The sequence below is a fragment of the Serratia surfactantfaciens genome, from assembly GCF_001642805.2.
In the GTDB taxonomy this organism is placed as follows: Bacteria; Pseudomonadota; Gammaproteobacteria; order Enterobacterales; family Enterobacteriaceae; genus Serratia; species Serratia surfactantfaciens.
On the sequence record NZ_CP016948.1, the window covers coordinates 1,562,258 to 1,580,097 of the forward strand.

The window sequence follows — 17,840 nt, forward strand, 5'->3', positions numbered from 1 at the left end:
GGCTTCTTCTTACAGGAATCAGCCATGGTGACTAAAGAAAAGGCCAAGGAATATCTGGAGTCACAGGGTATCACCTTGCCTGATTTCATCCTGGATGCGCTGGTGGAGCAGGTGAACAGCATTCAGGAATGTCTGGATGCGAATTACCCAGCATCAACAGCGTTACTCATCCAACTTTATCTTCTCGGGCTCATGGGATTAGGCCAGGGCGATAAATACATCAGCTCTCAAACGGCGCCAAGCGGAGCATCGCGTTCGTTCCGCTATCAGTCATTTAGCGATCGCTGGAAGGGGGCGCTGAACCTGCTGCGCGGGTTAGACAAAAAAGGGTGCGCTATAGGACTGATTCCACCTGACCCAACAAACAAGGCTTTTGCCGGTGTCTGGATCGGCAAGGGCGGCTGCATGTGCGGTGGTGGTTGATGGCATGGATACCTGTCGTCGAACGGTTACCAAAGCCTTTTGAACGCGTCTGGGTGAAGACTGACACGGCCAGGCAAACTACGGGATTCGTTAACGACCGCGGTGAGTGGAAATTTAATTGCCCGAAAATCGCGGCAGAACGGCCTGCGGTGATTAGCTGGAGAGAGTGACATGTCATCATTAGCCAACTGGTCATACACGGCTGAGGCCACCATCTGGCGCAATCTTGGCAATAGCGAAGCGGGCGATCCTCTTGGCTGGGCTCCGCCTGAAATTATCATGTGCGATTACCAGGGCGGACTCTCGGCGAAGCTGAACAATATCGGTTCGGAAATCACTGTAAAAAACACTGTGTGGACTGAATTCACCGAAGCAAAGAAAGGCGACTATCTGCTTATCGGCGTGTCTACCATGGTAGACCCGATCGCCGCGGGTGCCGATGAGGTGGTACACGTGATCCGCTATGCCGACACGTTTGAGCGCCTGGCAGAGGATATAGCCATTCTGACGGGAGCGTAGCGATGGGCGTAAAGATAAAGGGTATCAAAGAGGCCCAGCGGCGCCTTGATGCCGTGGTTGAGGATGTCAGGACGAGAAAGGCAGTCAGGGCTATCAAATCGGCCGTGATGATAATCGCTAATGAAGCAGCGCTGATGACCCCGGTTGACACCAGTACCCTGATAAATTCGCAGTACCAGGAGACAATGATCAACGGTACTCGGATTACTGGCCGTATCGGTTACTCAGCGAATTATGCGGTCTATGTCCATAACGCCAGTGGCATCATGAAGGGGTTGCCGCGGCCAAACAACCGTGGAAATTACTGGGATCCTGCTGGTGAACCTAAATTCCTAACCAAGGCCGCAGAGAAAACCCGCCGGCAGGTGGGCGAGATAATCAGGAAGGAGATGATGCTGTGACACCTCCAATGTATCTCCGCCTGCGAAATCTTTTCGAGAGTGCAGGCCTAACCGCAGGGCTCACCATCCAAACGCTGATGTGGAACGACACCGGCAAGTTATCCGACGCTTTCATCGTGTTCCGGCCAGGTGGAGGTTCAGATATTCAATACGACCACGGCGGAGATTTTTTCGTAATGGTCGATGTAGTCGGAGCCAAAGGGAAGAACGCAGAAGCAGATGCCGCGGCGAACAAAATCGCCGACTACATCAGCCGCCAGCAGGGCGCTGATAGCTGTGTAGGTGCCATGCGGCTGCTCGGAGGCTATCCAACGCCAATCCCATCAGCAGAGGGGCGATTAATCTACCGACTTTTAGTCTGCTGCACCTACGGCGAATAACGCACATATCTATCCATCAGGCTGCCTATGGGCGGCCTTTTTTATTTGAAGAGGTAACACATGCAAGGTTGTGCAAATGATACCGGCAAGCTGATCGGTAAAGTCGCGGTGCTGCGTATGGCTTTCGGCTGTGCTGACACGCTGCCGGCACTGAGTGACTGGAAGCGCCTCGGCGCGCTGACCACCAAGGGCTTCGACTTCTCGCCAAACTCCGTGACGTCTGAAGCGGACGACGCGAAAGGGCTGGTGGAGAACCTGGTAACTACCATGGATTTCACCATTTCCGGTGAAGGTGAATTCCGCCGCAAAGACAAAACCACTGAGATCGGCGCCCTCAACATCTCCAAGTACATTTTCGATGAAGTGCAGGCTGGCCGGCAGCCGTCGATTTGGGTTCGATTCGATTTCGTTGGCGAAGATTCCGGCACCTACATCATGGGCTACTTCAACACCACATCGTGGTCTGGTGATTTTGGCACGAGCGACATCTCCACTTTCTCCGGCGAGTGGAAAGTTGCTGATGCCGATACTGTCGTATTTGAAGTCGCCGCGGATGTACCGGTTAACGGTGTGACAGTGGCGCCAGCAACAGCAAGCATTGCTGTAGGGGCTACTCAACAGCTTACCGCCACAGTGGCGCCGGCTGATGCAAGCGACAAAACCGGCACCTGGTCATCCTCGGCAACCGGTAAGGCCACCGTCAATCAGTCAGGTCTCGTTACTGGCGTTTCTGCCGGCGCGGCCACAATCACATTTACCACCAATGATGGCGCCAAAACATCAACCAGCGCGATCACCGTTACCGCGTGACTATCACAAAGGGCGTACTGCGCCCTTGATGATAATTATTCGAGGCATCTCATGACACCAATCACTGAATTAGGCGAGATGGTCATCACCGATGCCGATCGCGATTACTTCCTTCGACCTTCGTTCGCAAACATGACCCGCATAGGCTCGCCAGCGGAGATTGTAGAGCGATTTGCTGAACTCCATACCAGTGAGTCGCCACGGTTACTTGAAGCCGCTGTAGAGGCATACGGTGAGGTTCCTGGGTGGTTGCTGGCATACATCAACGCGCCGTCATTCAGTAGCTCAGCAATATTCGCCGGAATGATCGTTATGCAGGCATGCTGTGATGATGACCTTAGCGCGCTGGTGGGAGAGTTGCGGCCAAGCAAACGAGGAAAGAGAGCTTTCGTGTTTCGCCGCGGCAAGATGCCGGCGAGCGATATCATCGTAATCGGCCAGTCGCTGATCACTCACGGCATCATCGGCAAGGCAAAGATACGCAAGCTGCAGCGACATGAGTCGAAAAGCTACGTGAACGAGTTCAACGCCTTCGAGTACATCAGCGCAGCACGGAATCACTTCAACATGCCTCGTGCCGAAGCAGAGCGCCTTTCGATGACCGAGTTTCAGTTGCTGCTGGCGGCAAAATATCCAGAGCAGAAAGGCTTCACGCGCGAAGAGTACGATCAGGTCATGGACGAAGATGAGAAGCGCTGGCAGGCGATGATGGAGAAGAAAAGATAGCTCTCTGCTTCTGGTGATCAAAAGATCAGTAACATAGCCGAATGTCTACATGGTAAATTTACAATAAAGTGATAAAGAGTAACTACCATGAACAATGAAGCTGACCACCATAGACAAAATCGGCTTTTACTTGAGAGTAGACTTGAAAAAGTTACCCCTAAACATCTATCTGAGTTTCTTTACAAGCGTGGCGTGCCTGTTTTTCAGTGCCTTCTTTGTGGTAGCGAAGACATAGGAATACCAGAAGTTGGACTTACAACTGTCGGGCCTGATGGAGGTGAGTCCATAACATACGTTAGCTATGTAAAACTTGATGCCCCTGGCCCACCGTTTTCGATAATGGACTATCAGTATCGTGTGATTTGCAGAAACTGCGGCTTTACACACCATATAGCTGTATGGCCAGTTTTAAAATGGGTTGAAGAGGGATGTGGAAATGGCCAATGATGCGAAGGAGTACGGAGTAACATCGTTGGCTGATTATCCTAAATATACCTGGCATGGAGGCGGTGGTGATGGAGGTGATGGTATGATCGAAGCCAGAGTTGCTAAGCTTGAGGCTGACGTTGAGCATATCAAAGCGGACGTGTCTGAACTCAAGCTGACCATGCTGAAGGTGGAAGGGACAGTGGGATCCATTGATAAAAGTCTAGCCGTTTTGGTTGAGAAGTTCTCCGGACTCAAGGAGTCGGTTGATAAAAAACCGTCTTCCGATTCGATGGATAAGAAGATTTCAGATGCAAAACTATCCATTCTTTTGGGGGTTCCGGCCATTATTGCCATTGGCACGGCTGCATATAAGGTTGCTGCACACTATTTATTTGCTAGCTAACAAAATATATGTGTGATTACTAACCCACCCAAGAGGTGGGTTTTTGCTTTCTACGGGTGCTATAGTGCTCAATCATCCTTAACAATGGTGATTACTATGAAATGGATATCTGTAGACGAAAAGCTGCCAGAGGCAAGCCTATATCGCGTAATCATTGCCACAGATAAGGGCGTTGGATCTGCTAATTTCAACCCTATCAACGGTTTTCAGGCGGTTTTGCTTAATAGCAGCACTCAGCATACAAATCTAACAGTGACCCACTGGATGCCGTTCCCTGATGCGCCTCAATAGCGATGAAGATAAGCCCACTTGAGTGGGCTTTTTGCATTCTAAGGCTTACTTTACCTCGCAAGTGAGATTCGTTATCATTTGATGGGTTGTTTGTTCCTATAAGGATGTAGATATGCGTAAGTCACTATTGGTTGCCCTGGGTGTTCTGGTTCTATCAGGATGCGCAGGCCAGAACGATGATTATCAATTGAATAGCAAACAATCGTCTGCTCAGAAAGACAGCAAAGAGTGGAAAGAGTTTGTCGCTCCTCTGTCTACCAAAACTCAATCGCCACAAGACAGACTGATGAAGCGTGCTGAGAGAAACTACTGACTGATATAAGCCCACCTGAGTGGGCTTTTTGCTTTCTGGCCCCTCGTTTTCGTTGCCACCGCCGACGCCTCTGCTACCATGTAACGACTTGTTACTTATTATGGAAAAATGAAGTGCGTAAAAATCTGTGGCTATTGGTTTTTTGTATTTTCCTATCTTCATGTGACTCATCACCATCACAAGAGGATATTGAGAATAAAGCGAATGCCGGTGATTCTGCCGCGCAGATAGAGCTTTACAAAATGTATAGCTCAGGCAGAGCTAGCGGTGGAAAAAATGATAGTGAAGCAATTAAATGGCTTAAGATGGCTGCTGAAAGCGGTAACCCTGATGCCCAGTATACACTCGGAACTGCGTACTCTAATGGTTGGGAAGGATTAACTAAAAATAGCAAGCTGTCTGCTCAATGGCTTGAGTTGGCAGTTAAAGGTGGAAATAAAAGCGCGTTGTTTCTTACCGCAATGAATTATATGTATGGCTGGGGAGTTGAGGAAGACCACGTAAAAGCTTATGCCTATCTGTTGGTGGCTCAGTCGTTTAGAAATAAAGCAGCAATTTCTGAAGAAACTAAATTCAGGTATTCTTTAAATAAAGTGCAAAGAGTGGAAGCGGAAGAGTTAGCCTCTGATTTCAAAGAACGCTACTTCAAGTAAAAGTGAGTATAAAAACACCCCGCTTCGGCGGGGTTTTTTTATGCCCGGAGAAAATAAAATGGCAGAGCAAGACGGCGGAAGCCTCGTTTATCAGGTTGATATCGACACTGCAAAGATGATTACAGGTAGTCGCAGGGCATCTGTTGTTCTCGAGGAGATGGGGAAACAGTCAGGAAAGGCAGATGCCAGCTTATCAAAACTTGAGCGCCAGGCGGGTTCTACAGGCTTAACTCTTGGCACGCTGTCGCGTGTCGCTAAAGCCGTTACGGCAGCTATATCTTTTCGTGAAGTATTGTCATATGCGGACGCATGGACAACGCTTAACAACAAGCTGGCTAATGCTGTAAGAGCCAACGAGACCCTGGCGGACGTAACTGAGCGAGTCTTTCAGATCACTCAAGATACACGCTCCAGCTTAAACGGTACTGCGACGCTTTATGCTCGCCTTGAGCGCGCCACTCGAAGCTATAACACCTCTGCAGACGATCTCGCTAAGCTAACGACAATTATCAACCAGGGCTTTGTCGTGTCTGGGGCTACAGCTCAAGAGGCTGAAGGGGCCATTGTTCAACTATCTCAGGGCTTGGCTTCGGGTGTGCTGAGAGGGCAGGAATATAACTCTGTTGCAGAGCAGGGAAGTCGCTTATCTATCGCTCTTGCTGATTCTCTTGGAGTAAGTATTGGCCAACTTCGTGCTATGGCTGCACAAGGCAAGTTGACTACTGATGTGGTAGTGAAAGGGTTGCTATCTCAAGGCGATGCGATCGGTAGAGAGTTTGCCAAAACCACGATGACTATCGGCCAGGCAAGCCAGATTGCCAGCAACAACATCACCAAATTTATCGGCACCTCAACAACAGTAAGAACTGGCGTGATGGTTTTCAATGATACCATTATATCCCTCAGCGAAAACCTCACTGCCGTCTCAAACGTTATTTTGGCTATTACTGCAGTGATTGGTTCGCGGTATGTATCTGCATTAACGGCTGCAACAGCAGCAACGATAGCAAATACCGCAGCATCGATTAGGGCTGCTATTGCACAGGGATCTTTACGTGCAGCTCTTATTGCTGCTTTAACCCCGCTGGGCGGTTTAGTCGGGGCGGCAACACTCGCATCTGCAGCGATATTCTACTTCTATCAACGCGCACAGCAGGCTAAGCAAGAAGCGATAGATTTCGCAGACAAACTCGATGGCGTGATAGCAAAAATGCGCCAAATGAATGATGTACAGCTAACCGGAACTATTGCCGATCTGAACACGTCACTGAGGGCTCAGGTTGAGCAATTAGACGAATTACAAACTGCCCACCAAGAAAACATTAACCGTTTATATAATGCCCAGCAGGCGTTAAATAATGCTGCTGAGGGGTCTTGGGCATATAACTCAGCGTCAGCGGCAGTAACTGAGGCTCAAGATCAGGTGGCTCAGTCTGCCCGTGATGTGGATTCAGCAGAGACAAAACTTAGTCGAACCAAAAGCACTTTAGGATTAGTCCAGGCTCAGCTAAGCGGAAAACTTGAACAGGGCGTTGATCTTCTGCGCCGAGATGGCGAAGAGGCTGGGGTAGCAGCTGGCATGATGAATCATCTGGGCAACGCTATTAATTTCGCCAGTAGGGCCAAGGATAAATTCAACTCGCAAAGCCTCATTGTTGAACGGCCTAAAAGTGTTCAGGACTATCTGGACAAGCTGAATGATCAGGTTGAGATTCAGAGCGAACTTAACGACAGGAAGCGCGCTCAGTTAAAGGCAGAGAAGGACATCAGAACTCTCGGTGGTAGCGAGCAAGACGTCATGCTGGCACGCGATAGGGCTGGTGCAGAGTTCGATGCAACCAAGGCGATTCAGGAGCAAAAGCAGGCAACCAAGGAAGGAATAGCGGAGGGCAAGAAGTCAGCCAATCAAGCTGAAAGCGTTGCTCAGAAGCTGGCAAACCTGAAACAGCAGTCTGAACTTGCGGCGGGCTCAACAAGTGAGCTTAGCCGAGAGCAGGCGATCCTGACCGCACAGCAATCACTCGGTAAAGGCGCGACGCAAGCACAGGTAGCCCTGGCCGGGGAATATGCCGCAAAAGCTTGGGATGCTGCCGCAGCAGCCAAAGGCGTCACTGAGGCGATCAAGGCTATGCCTGAGAAGGCGGAGAATAAATCCTACGCCGAGTCCATGCAGAACCTGAAAGCTGCGCTGGATGCCGGGAAGATTGACCTTCAGGAGTACAACATCGCCACCGAGAAAATGGCGCTGGAGCATCAGAACAACTTAGCGAAGATTAACGCTCAGGCTGTAGTTAACCCTGTTGCATCTGCACGAGCTGAAGTTGATCCGGTTCAGCAGTTGGCGAATGAGAATGCTCAGAAGCTGGCGCTGATGCAGCAGTATCAACAGCAGGAGCAGGCGATACTGCTGCAGAGTTACCAGCAGGGAAAAATCAGCTATGACCAATTCATCTTGGCTAAACAGGCCACGGATGATCAGTACCTGGCTTTGCGCACTGCCCAGGAGAAGCAACACCAGGAGCAGCAGACGGCGGCGCAATGGCAGCTGTTGAGCCAGCAAAGCCTTGGTTACAACATGTTGACGAGCGCTGTTGATGCTTTCTCGGGTAATGCCTCAAACGCTATTACAGGGCTGCTTACCGGCACCATGTCAGCACAAGAGGCGATGCGGTCACTTGGCAACACCATCCTGAACAGCGTGATAAACAGCATCGTACAGGTGGGTGTGGAGGCGTTGAAAAACTACATCCTCGGCCAGACGCTTGGCGCCGCCTCCGTGGCGTCATCTGTGGGTATGGCTGCAACAACGGCTTCAGCCTGGGCGCCGGCGGCCGCAATGGCATCCCTGGCAACTCTTGGCGCTAACGCAGCTCCAGCGGCTGCAGGGATAACCTCAACCGTTGGATTAGCTGGTGGGCTGGCTTTGGCCGGTGCGCGTTATAACGGCGGCCCTGTGAGCGCTGGCGCGATGTACCAGGTAGGTGAGCGCGGCAAGCCAGAGATTTACCAGGCGAGCACTGGTAAGCAGTACATGATACCTGGTGACAATGGCAAGGTGATCAGCAATAAGCAGATGACCAGCGGCGGCGGTGCGGCGCCAACCATCATCATCGAAAACTACTCATCTGGTGCTGGTGTAATGGATACCCAGGCTAGCAAAGGGGCTGATGGTGCCGATGTGGTGCGCATCGTGCTGGCGGATCTGCAGCAAGGTGGGCAAATCAGCCAGGGTATATCCCAGTATCACCAGGCTCCTCGCAAAGCCACTGAATAGCAGCATTCAAACCTCCATAACCCGCTTCGGCGGGTTTTTTATTACCGGGAGAAAACCGTGGCAATACCTTATCCCGACTGGTTATCCCTTCCCCAGAAGGCCAACAAGAGCCGCACGATTGATGCCGGATTCCGCACCGATCAGCCGGCAGTGGGCGCGCCTATCTTTCAGCGTCTGACAGATGACCTCAAAACCTCCTGGTCGCTGACGTGGATTTTCACGCTGCAAGAGGATCGGGCATTCGAACAGTGGTATCGCAGCCCTCGTTACCTGGATAACGGCAATCAGTGGTTCACGATGCTTTGCAATCTGGGTGGCTCTGGCCTGCAACTGCAGGAACTGCATTTTGTGGCGCCGCCGGTGCAAACGAGCATCAACGGCAACACGACGACGTGGACGGCGAGCGTAATCACCCGGAAGGTCTACAACCCGGATGACGAGTTCTCAGACGTCATTGTTGAGCTGCCGCCGTATCAGTGGGGGATCATTGATGAAGTGGTCAACCGCGACATGCCGGAGTATTGAATGCCTACATTACGAGAATTTCAGTCACAGCGGCCTAACAGGATCATCTACGACACGATGACGTTTAGCCATCCGTCATTTGGTGTTCTCCGGCTGGTGGCAAACCAGATATACCCAAAGACGTTCGCCGGCCAGGTGTTTTCACCGTGTCGAATGGAGGTCGCAGAGAGCCAGCAGAGCAGTACGCCGGTGATCAACTCAACGGTGAAATTCGGGCGCCTGGCACAGGACTTTAAGCAGCAGCTGAAGCTGTGGCGCGCGCACTCACGCATAACGCCTATCTCTGCCACGTACCAGCGTTTCGATGCGGCGGACATGAACACGCCGCTGAAGTCTTGGACGCTGTATGTGAAAGATGCCTCTCTCGATGAGGCTGACGTAACGTGCTCGCTCACGCTGCAGAACCCGCTAAACAACAACATCGGCTTTCTCTACAACACCACTGAATTCCCAGGACTCGCCAATGCATAAACCTGACTTCATTCACGCCATGGAGGGTAAGCCGTGGCGCGATCGGGCGTGCTCGTTCGACGCAACTGATTGCTGGGGACTGGTTGTGCTGTATTACCGGCATGTTCTCGGCATAGAGATACACCAAACGCCGGACTACGAAGCCGGTAGCGACTTCCTGACGTGTTTTTCCGGTGATGTTGTGTTCTGGCATCAGGCCGAGAAAGCGGCCGACGATAGCATTTTTATCGCGTATTACGGCGGTCAGCCAGCCCACGTTGGTTTGGTCATTGATGGGCAAGCATTCCATAGCCGCGGCGAAGCGGGGCATGTGCGCTTTGACAAGCTACGGACGCTGGAGCGAGTTTTCACCAAATTGGAGTTTTACGACTATGCCGTTGATCGAAGTTCAGCGCGTGCCGGGGTTGCCTAAAGAACGTCATAACCTTCCCGCCGGCAGCATGTTCTATCCCTGGCTGAAATCGGCCAATCTTCACTGTGATGTTGAAATTCTGCGTAATGGCGTAAAGCTGCAGCCTGATGATGAACTGAATTTCCTACTCAACGATGGCGACGTGATCAGCGTCTTCGACCAGCCGAAAAGCGGCACCATTGGCAAAGTGCTAAGTCCGATTTTCGCTCCGATAAAGTTTGTTCAAAAGATCCTGACGTCATTGCTTGGCCAGCCAAGTGCTGGCGTGGCGACAAGCAGCAACGCAAAGACCTCCCCTAATAACAGCCTGAAAGGGCAAACCAACATTGCGCGAAATGGCGAGGCAAAGCCTGACAATTACGGCCAGGTGCGCGCGTACCCAGACCTGATTCAGGAGTCGTTGTTTGAGTACGACAAGAACATCAAGAAGGTGACCGAGTGGATGAACTTCGGGCTGGGCCGGTATGACGTCACGTCAGTCAGGTACTCAGAATCGAACCTAGGCGCGCTGGCTGGCGCCTCATACCGTATCTACCAGCCAGGCGAGAACATCCCGCTGATCAATGAGGGGTTCGCTTTCGACGACATCGACGGCCAGGAGCTTCCTGGGCCGAACGAGAGCGGTGATTTCCCAGCAGAAACGGCGACGACGACCACCGACATGGTTTCTGGCGAGTTCATCGCCGGACAGGCAAAGGTAAAAATCAAGCAGAACAGCGACTTTGATTACTTCTATGACCTGTCTAAGCCTCATTCTGTGTCGTTTGTGGTCAATGTCACCTACAACACAGTATCAGGCCCAGTAACACGCGATATCACTGTATTTGCCGATCTCTTCAGTGCGACGACAACCGACGATGGCGCCCCAGTTAATCCGCAGTATTTCTACGAATTCACCTTCATAAACCTGGGGGGCAATGATATTGGGCAGATCCCCGATGATGCGGTGATCAACACGTCGATATTCACGCTAAACGACAATGAACCGTTGGTAATCGGCCCGTCATTTTCACCAGTAGAGGGGACTCAGCTATGGATTCATCTGCAGGCGCAACTGGGGCATGGTGACTATGCACGAACAACGGTCACATGGTGGAAGATTGACGATGACAACAACCAGATCCCAGGGACTACAGAGTTTCTAAACATCGGACTTAACAATGATGACGAGAATGCAGATACCAAGTACGGGACAACCAAAATCACGCCGGCAGCCGGTTATGGTCGTTATGCGCTTCAGTTTGTCAGAACCAACAACAGTAACGATCACTCGATCCTGAAGGTTGAAGCTGTACACATCGTCAGGACGCGCACCAACGTTGTTTACCCGAATGACACGCTCGTAACCGTCACTGTCACTGCGACAGAACGCGCGACCAGTGCAAGGGAGCGAAAATATAACGCTCTAATCACCCGCCACGTCATCAGCTACAACCTAGCCACACAGACAGTCGATTACACAGAAAGACCGTCACGCTCGTTTGCAGACGCGGTATTGCACACCTGGCTAAAGATGGGGGGTCAGCCAGAGTCGAGTATCGACATCTACGAGCTTTACTCTATCGCGGCATCGTTGCCGGATCAGCGCCTGGGCTATTTCGATTACACCTTCGATGACGAAGATATCTCGCTGGGTTCTCGGATTCAGACGATCTGTGATGCGGCGACTGTAACCGCGTTTTGGGATGGTGGGGTGCTGTCCTTCACACGCGATGAGCGGAAGCCAAACGCAACGACGGTATTCAACCGCGCCAACATGAAAGCGGAGGATTACAGCCTTTCCTACGACATGACACTACCCGGTGGTTTTGATGGGGTAGAGGTCAAGTATCGAAACCCGGTCACGAATAAGCAGGCATTCATTCGCTACCGGATCGTCGGCAACTCGATTGAAGAGGGGGAACCGGTAAAGGCGAAGAAGTTCGACATGCTGTTTATCCGCAATTCTTTCCAGGCACGGGATCGGGCATTGAAAGAAGTTCGCCGGCTGCTGTATTCGCGCCAAACGATGGCTATCCGCGCGCTTGCCGATGGTGAATGGGTGAACGTCGGGCAGATGGTGCAGGTAGCCGATATCTACGACGCGAACCAGCAGGATGGCTATATCGTTGCACGTAACGGCAACAACTTCGATACCAGCGAACGGCTCGAGTGGTCTGGGGATATGTTTGTGGTCGTAACTGATGCAATCGGTGCGCCTACAGCGCGCGTCCAGGCATTTCCTCGCCCAGATACCATATTTGGCTTCACTGCAGCAGTACCAGCAATAACCCTCAACCTCTATGACGGGTACAACACCCAGTCGCCGTCTCGCTACGTCATCGCTTCTCAGGTGGAGATGGACGCAACGAAATGGACGATCACCGAAAAGAAACCGAATGGCGACGGGACTACCTCGTTAACCATGTCTGAATACAACGATGAAATGTATAATTACGAGGTAACTGAATAAATGGCTACCACACCAACAAACAATCCCATTCCAAGCGAAGCGGTACAGGATTTAAAGTTTAACGCTGGGAAAATAGATCAAATCGTAAACTCAAACTCTAAAACTTATATCGATAGATTTGGAGTTGAACGATATACGTGGGCTGGTGCGCTGGCCAATGTAGCGCCACTTGGTCATCCATGGACGGAAGAGGAGGCGAACGACGCAATTGCTTCTGGTGAGATTCCAAACGGCGCATATTACTTTGTGTGGTCTTCTGATAAAAATAACATTGCTGATGTCTGGCATAACGTTAATGGGGTTGCGACTAAAACAGACAAAAGCTACCCATCAAGTGAATTTGTAAGCGAGCTTGGTGACAAGGTTAATTATCTTTCAAACCAGCTAAGAAACGTACAGAACATCAAAGGCGTGAAGGATGAGGTGGGCAGGGAAATCATTGCCGGAATCGCATCAGTAAACGGTAAAATTCCACTTTATGTTAATAGCAATGGGGATTCCTTCTTGTCTGGATTGCGTGTAGTTAATCTTGGTGGCGAGCCTGGAATTATCTTTACAGATAAATACTTTAGATCATATGCATGTTCGCCAGGGTATTCTAATCCTGAAGGAATGCCAGTAATAGGCGTTGTTCCAGAAAGGAAGGTTAATGTAATAAAGTTCTCTGGTGTTATGAGTGTGCAGGCTCAGGGGCAATCGTTATCGTGTGGAGTTACCGATCAGGAGCACATGAGGGTTTTATCTACTACCCAACCTTATATGAATATTACATTCAGCGGCACGATATTCAGCGATACAACAGCTACTGACACAACAATGCCATTGGTGGAGTCAACTAAAAACGAAGGTGCTGAATTTCCGCAATCAGAAAGTTATGTAAGCGGATTTACAAACGGATTAACCAAAAGGCTTATTGATGATAGGTCTTCTTCAGCCTCTGGGTTAGGTACCATCTTCTTTGGTTCTTCTGCCGGAACACCAGGACTGAAACTATCAGAAATCAGCAAGGGCACGGCTGCATATGCAAAAACCATAGATCACACAACAAATGCAAAGAGGTTAGCAAACGCTGAGGGTAAGACGTTCTCGACATTAGCTGTGATGTTCGACCAGGGGCAATCAGATTACAGGGATAACACTTCGTTTAATCAGTGGTATACAGGTATGAAGGCATACATGAATGATCAATGGAACGATGACAAAAACATAACTGGTCAGGAACATAATAAAATTTATATTGCAGATCAAATATCAACTCATAAAGCATATGCGAGAAGAGAACCGACAATTGCCCTGGCTATCAGGAAGTTATCACATGAAGGATTGATGCAGATAGGATTCCCAGGCTATGTCGCTTTGTATGTTGATGGTGTCCATATGTCACCACAAGAGTATTTATACTGCAGCAAGCTGGCTGAACGGTCATTGTTTAGAGCGCTGAAGAATAACGAGGAAGGACGCGAAAACGGTATTACTTGGCTAGCTATCACTTCAGAGTTTGTTCAGGGTAATGTGCATGAGTTGACTTGTAGTGCTCCTACGTTACCGATTCGGATTAAAACTGATTGGGTCGCTGAAGCGGATAACTATGGATTTGATATAATCAACAAAAATACGCGAAATGTTGTTGATATTATCGATTCTGTCGCTGTTTCAGCATCTGACAGGATTTCAGTGATTTTATCTAGGCCATTAAACTCCGACGAAACCCTAACATATGGATGGGGGCGACCAGAGGGGGCGCAAACAAATGGAAGACTGAGCGGGCCTAGAGGAAACATTTGTGACAGCTCCGGCGACCTGCCTGGAGAGTCATATACGGATTCTGACGGTGTTTTTCGCCCGATGGATGACTATTTGGAAATCTGGATGTCGGAGTTATAATTATGCCTATTTTATTAGCAGATGATTCTGTTATCGAAAATCCAGCGTTTGGCATTAAATACGTGCCATTCTCAGTAGTAGATGGATGTATGGCTGCATGGCGCGGTGATTTCAGTTCAGACTTAACAGGAAACGGCAATACACTGACGAAAATTGGCAATCCAAATCAGGCTACCTTTGGTGTTTCGTGTAGTAAAGTTAATGGCTACCTTACCAGCGTTCCTGATGGAGTTAATAGAACTCTAATCTGTATTCATCGGCAACCAGCTGTAGTTGACTCGGGTTCATCCTACAACTACCCATTCGGAAACCTTAGCCAGAACAATACAGTAACTGGTGTAGGTATTGGTATCATTCAGAGTGCGAGTAAAACTGCTGATATTAATTCAATGAGTGGTGTTGTAGGTGCCGGCCAGAAAACAGACCCATATTTTTCGTTGGCAAAACCCGCGACTACACCGGCAGTCAAGGCGCTATCGTGGCAATGGACGGCACTAGTTGTTGATGGCAGTGGCAACTTCTGTGCTCTGTATGTTCCATCACAATCAGGTGCCCTCGTCATGGGTAATAACACGCCAGGTGTCAACCTTGCTAATCGAGTGATCCTTGAAGGTGGCGTGCCATCTCGTTACAGAATTGGCGCCTGGCGAGATCCATCAACACCAGTCGTCAATTCATCTAACATCGAAGTTGCCTCATGCTCCGTTTTCGACAAGGCACTTTTACTGTCAGATCTGAACATGATGTATCTGTATGACAAATTCTTCATGGCACAGCATGGAGAGGTCATCTAAAAGAGTGCCGGGAGGGAACCCGGCCATTCATCAAAACTATCTTTCTTTACCGATCAATATCCTATCGTTCTAACAAAATTCCGAACTTTCCCCCGTCAAAATCTTGCGCATATACTGTATAAAAACACAGTAACAAGGCAACATTATGACTTTCTTTTATCCAACACCAAACCCAACCAAGCTCAAAATCCCGCTGTTCGCCGACAAGGTGCCGGCGGGGTTTCCCAGTCCTGCGGCGGATTACGTTAGTTCGCGTATCGATCTGAACGAGTACTGTATCAGCCATCCCAATGCGACCTATTTTCTCTATGCGACCGGCGACTCGATGTTGGAGGCTGGCATCACGGAGGGCTCTATGCTCGTTGTCGATCGCAGTATCAGCCCTGCCCATGGCGATATTGTGATTGCCAGCATAGCCGGCGAGTTCACCGTGAAGCGTCTCTGTTTGCATCCTCGCGCGCAATTGGAACCTATGAACCCGAAGTATGAGCCGATCCTACTCCATGATGGCGGCGACGATCTGGAGGTGATGGGCGTTGTTGTATCTTCGATAACGAGGCTCAAATAATGTACGCGCTTGCTGATGTGAACAGCTTTTACGCGAGCTGCGAAACGCTATGGCGCCCAGATCTGCGAGGGCGTCCTGTCGTCGTTTTGTCGAATAACGACGGATGTGTCGTAGCCAGGAGCAAAGAAGCGAAGGCGTTAGGGTTAAAGATGGGAGAACCCTATTTCAAAATTAAGCGGGAATTTGAGCGAGCAGGGGGCATCGCGTTCAGCAGCAACTATGAGTTATACGCAGACATGTCTCAGCGCGTGATGGCTGTTTTAGAAGAGATGGCGCCACGCGTAGAAGTATATTCAATTGACGAAAGTTTCCTCGATCTGACCGGCGTTAGTAACTGTATCGATCTGGATACTTTCGGCCGCCAGGTGAGAGCAAAAGTGCTGCGCAATACAGGGCTAACTGTGGGCGTTGGCATTGCCCAAACCAAGACGTTAGCCAAGCTGGCAAACTTCGCGGCGAAGAAGTGGGACAAGACCGGTGGAGTAGTGGATCTATCTAATGAAGGGCGCCAGCGCAAATTGATGGGCCTTGTGCCTGTTAATGAGGTCTGGGGTATCGGACGCCGGATATCGAAAAAGCTCAATATGATGGGTATTGAAACGGCACTACAGCTGGCCGATGCAAGCACTGCGATGATCCGCAAGCATTTCAGCGTTGTCATTGAGCGAACTGTGCGTGAGCTACGTGGTCAGCCTTGTCTCGAGCTGGAGGAGTTTGCGCCGACAAAACAGCAAATCATCTGCAGCCGCAGCTTCGGTGACCGGATCACCGAGTATGACCAGATGCATCAGGCTATTTGCATGTACGCGACGCGTGCAGCGGAGAAGCTGAGGGAGGAGCATCAGTATTGCCGGCATGTCAGCGCGTGGCTCAAAACCAGCCCATTTGCCATCAATGAGGAGTACTACGGCAACACCGCAAGCATAAAACTGAGCGTACCCACACAGGATACTCGCGACATTATCGCCGCGGCTATGCGTTGCCTTGATGCGATTTGGCAACCCGGTCATCGGTATCAGAAAGGCGGGGTGATGCTGCAGGATTTTTACAGCCAAGGCGTGGCTCAGTTAGGGCTGTTCGATGAGTACAAACCACGGCATAACAGTGAACAGCTCATGGGCGTGCTTGATCGGATAAACAATTCGGGTAGGGCGAAATTGTGGTTCGCTGGTCAAGGAGCGCATCAGGTGTGGTCAATGAAGCGTGAGCTACTGTCACCGGCATACACTACACGGCTTAGTGATCTGCCACGCGCTCGGGTTTATTAAACCAGTGGATTGGCGATAGGCTTAATCAGCTCAGCGCTGTCATTGCGGATATTGCCGACTGATTTTCCTACAGGATGCCAGGCGAAATCATCGGGAGGTGCGGCCGCTTCGTTCGCGAGTTCTTCAGCTCTCGCTGATGTGATGTCCGGGCTCATCCATTCCCGTGCCGCTGCTGGTGGTAGAACGACAGGCCGCCGGTCATGAATATCGAGCAGACCCGAATCGCTGGCGCTGGTCACAATGACAAAACCGTCATCATCAGGAGGCTCTTTAGCATCGGGGTGATGGCGGCTTATTGCGGCGAAAAATATAGGTGCTTTCGATTCGTGATAGATGAAATAGGGCTGCTTTACTTTGGCGTCGTGCTTGTCTTTCTTCCACTCGTACCAGCCATCTGCCATCACCAGCGCGCGACCGTGATTCCATAGCGGCTTGAACATTCTGCTGGTGGCGGCTGTTTCAACGCGAGCATTGATAACCGGCTGACGCTTCATTTCACGCCACCAATCAGGGCCATACCCCCAGTCAACAGGATCAAGGTGTAGCTTGTCGTCACGCTGATTCAATATCAGTACGCGAGTGCCTGGCGCCACGTTGTAACGTGCAATCGGCACGTTATCCAATGCGCCGGCAAATTCTAGCTCGGATGCCAGAACATCTAGATAATCTGCACGAGTTTGAATTTGAGCAAAACGGCCACACATACTGATATCCCTTTAGAGGACGATAGTGGAAGTATAGACGAGGGGAGGGTTTGTAAATCCTCTTGTAGATGATGGCCTTTCTCTAGTGATAGACTACTCATCCCGTTATGGCGTAACAACATAGTACATTTCAAATTGTG

General features: G+C 50.4%; 21 protein-coding genes. 20 read left to right on the forward strand and 1 reads right to left on the reverse strand.

Annotated elements, in window-relative coordinates; genetic code table 11:
• The first annotated feature begins 24 nt into the window (after positions 1–24).
• The 20 genes from ATE40_RS07485 (at position 25) to umuC (ending at position 16,996) form a co-directional block, all read left to right on the forward strand.
• A complete protein-coding gene (locus tag ATE40_RS07485) occupies positions 25–423 on the forward strand; it encodes a DUF7370 family protein (RefSeq protein WP_063919331.1) in 399 nt (132 codons plus the stop codon).
• Positions 424–594: 171 nt separating this feature from the next.
• Positions 595–942, forward strand: coding sequence for a hypothetical protein (locus tag ATE40_RS07490; RefSeq protein ID WP_063919332.1), 348 nt, complete (start codon positions 595–597; stop codon positions 940–942).
• Between the two features lie 2 nt (positions 943–944).
• Positions 945–1,343, forward strand: a complete 399-nt coding sequence (locus ATE40_RS07495; RefSeq protein WP_060660826.1) for an HK97 gp10 family phage protein — start codon at positions 945–947, stop codon at positions 1,341–1,343.
• On the forward strand, positions 1,340–1,723 hold the full coding sequence (locus ATE40_RS07500; protein WP_063919333.1) for a phage tail termination protein: 384 nt from the start codon (positions 1,340–1,342) through the stop codon (positions 1,721–1,723). Before ATE40_RS07495 ends, ATE40_RS07500 begins: the two co-directional genes overlap by 4 nt.
• Positions 1,724–1,783: 60 nt before the next feature.
• Complete coding sequence (locus ATE40_RS07505) at positions 1,784–2,533, forward strand: Ig-like domain-containing protein (RefSeq protein ID WP_063919334.1); 750 nt, start codon at positions 1,784–1,786, stop codon at positions 2,531–2,533.
• Between the two features lie 51 nt (positions 2,534–2,584).
• Complete coding sequence (locus tag ATE40_RS07510) at positions 2,585–3,259, forward strand: DUF6246 family protein (protein ID WP_063919335.1); 675 nt, start codon at positions 2,585–2,587, stop codon at positions 3,257–3,259.
• Between the two features lie 87 nt (positions 3,260–3,346).
• Positions 3,347–3,706 (forward strand): hypothetical protein, encoded by a 360-nt coding sequence (locus tag ATE40_RS24095; protein ID WP_071891976.1) that lies wholly within the window; start codon positions 3,347–3,349, stop codon positions 3,704–3,706.
• Entirely contained in the window at positions 3,696–4,091 is a 396-nt protein-coding gene (locus ATE40_RS07515; RefSeq protein ID WP_244889068.1) for a hypothetical protein, read from the forward strand. The genes ATE40_RS24095 and ATE40_RS07515 overlap by 11 nt, the downstream gene beginning before the upstream one ends.
• A gap of 96 nt (positions 4,092–4,187) precedes the next feature.
• Entirely contained in the window at positions 4,188–4,382 is a 195-nt protein-coding gene (locus tag ATE40_RS25055; protein WP_177342837.1) for a DUF551 domain-containing protein, read from the forward strand.
• 112 nt (positions 4,383–4,494) lie between these two features.
• Positions 4,495–4,695, forward strand: coding sequence for a lipoprotein (locus tag ATE40_RS24615; RefSeq protein ID WP_156785414.1), 201 nt, complete (start codon positions 4,495–4,497; stop codon positions 4,693–4,695).
• Positions 4,696–4,808: 113 nt separating this feature from the next.
• On the forward strand, positions 4,809–5,348 hold the full coding sequence (locus ATE40_RS07520; RefSeq protein WP_156785415.1) for a tetratricopeptide repeat protein: 540 nt from the start codon (positions 4,809–4,811) through the stop codon (positions 5,346–5,348).
• A 40-nt stretch (positions 5,349–5,388) separates the two neighbouring features.
• Positions 5,389–8,622, forward strand: coding sequence for a tape measure protein (locus ATE40_RS07525; protein ID WP_244889069.1), 3,234 nt, complete (start codon positions 5,389–5,391; stop codon positions 8,620–8,622).
• A 57-nt stretch (positions 8,623–8,679) separates the two neighbouring features.
• The gene (locus ATE40_RS07530) at positions 8,680–9,147 is read left to right on the forward strand and encodes a hypothetical protein (RefSeq protein WP_063919339.1); all 468 of its coding nucleotides are present in this window, start codon (positions 8,680–8,682) and stop codon (positions 9,145–9,147) included.
• Positions 9,148–9,618 carry a DUF1833 family protein gene (locus ATE40_RS07535; protein WP_060452314.1) on the forward strand — a complete coding sequence of 157 codons (471 nt, stop codon included), beginning with the start codon at positions 9,148–9,150 and terminating at the stop codon, positions 9,616–9,618. It abuts the gene before it with no gap.
• Positions 9,611–10,030 carry an NlpC/P60 family protein gene (locus ATE40_RS07540; RefSeq protein ID WP_244889070.1) on the forward strand — a complete coding sequence of 140 codons (420 nt, stop codon included), beginning with the start codon at positions 9,611–9,613 and terminating at the stop codon, positions 10,028–10,030. Before ATE40_RS07535 ends, ATE40_RS07540 begins: the two co-directional genes overlap by 8 nt.
• A complete protein-coding gene (locus ATE40_RS07545; protein ID WP_063919340.1) occupies positions 9,990–12,482 on the forward strand; it encodes a host specificity factor TipJ family phage tail protein in 2,493 nt (830 codons plus the stop codon). The genes ATE40_RS07540 and ATE40_RS07545 overlap by 41 nt, the downstream gene beginning before the upstream one ends.
• Positions 12,483–14,366, forward strand: coding sequence for a hypothetical protein (locus ATE40_RS24620; RefSeq protein WP_156785416.1), 1,884 nt, complete (start codon positions 12,483–12,485; stop codon positions 14,364–14,366). It abuts the gene before it with no gap.
• A gap of 2 nt (positions 14,367–14,368) precedes the next feature.
• The gene (locus ATE40_RS24625) at positions 14,369–15,160 is read left to right on the forward strand and encodes a hypothetical protein (RefSeq protein WP_156785417.1); all 792 of its coding nucleotides are present in this window, start codon (positions 14,369–14,371) and stop codon (positions 15,158–15,160) included.
• Between the two features lie 145 nt (positions 15,161–15,305).
• Positions 15,306–15,728, forward strand: coding sequence for a translesion error-prone DNA polymerase V autoproteolytic subunit (umuD, locus tag ATE40_RS07550; RefSeq protein WP_033637997.1), 423 nt, complete (start codon positions 15,306–15,308; stop codon positions 15,726–15,728).
• Positions 15,728–16,996 carry a translesion error-prone DNA polymerase V subunit UmuC gene (gene umuC / locus ATE40_RS07555; RefSeq protein WP_063919341.1) on the forward strand — a complete coding sequence of 423 codons (1,269 nt, stop codon included), beginning with the start codon at positions 15,728–15,730 and terminating at the stop codon, positions 16,994–16,996. Before umuD ends, umuC begins: the two co-directional genes overlap by 1 nt.
• On the opposite strand, the gene ATE40_RS07560 is transcribed toward umuC, so the two are convergent.
• On the reverse strand, positions 16,993–17,700 hold the full coding sequence (locus ATE40_RS07560; RefSeq protein WP_063919342.1) for an SOS response-associated peptidase family protein: 708 nt from the start codon (positions 17,698–17,700) through the stop codon (positions 16,993–16,995). The two genes, umuC and ATE40_RS07560, sit on opposite strands and share 4 nt — an antisense overlap.
• Positions 17,701–17,840 lie beyond the last annotated feature (140 nt).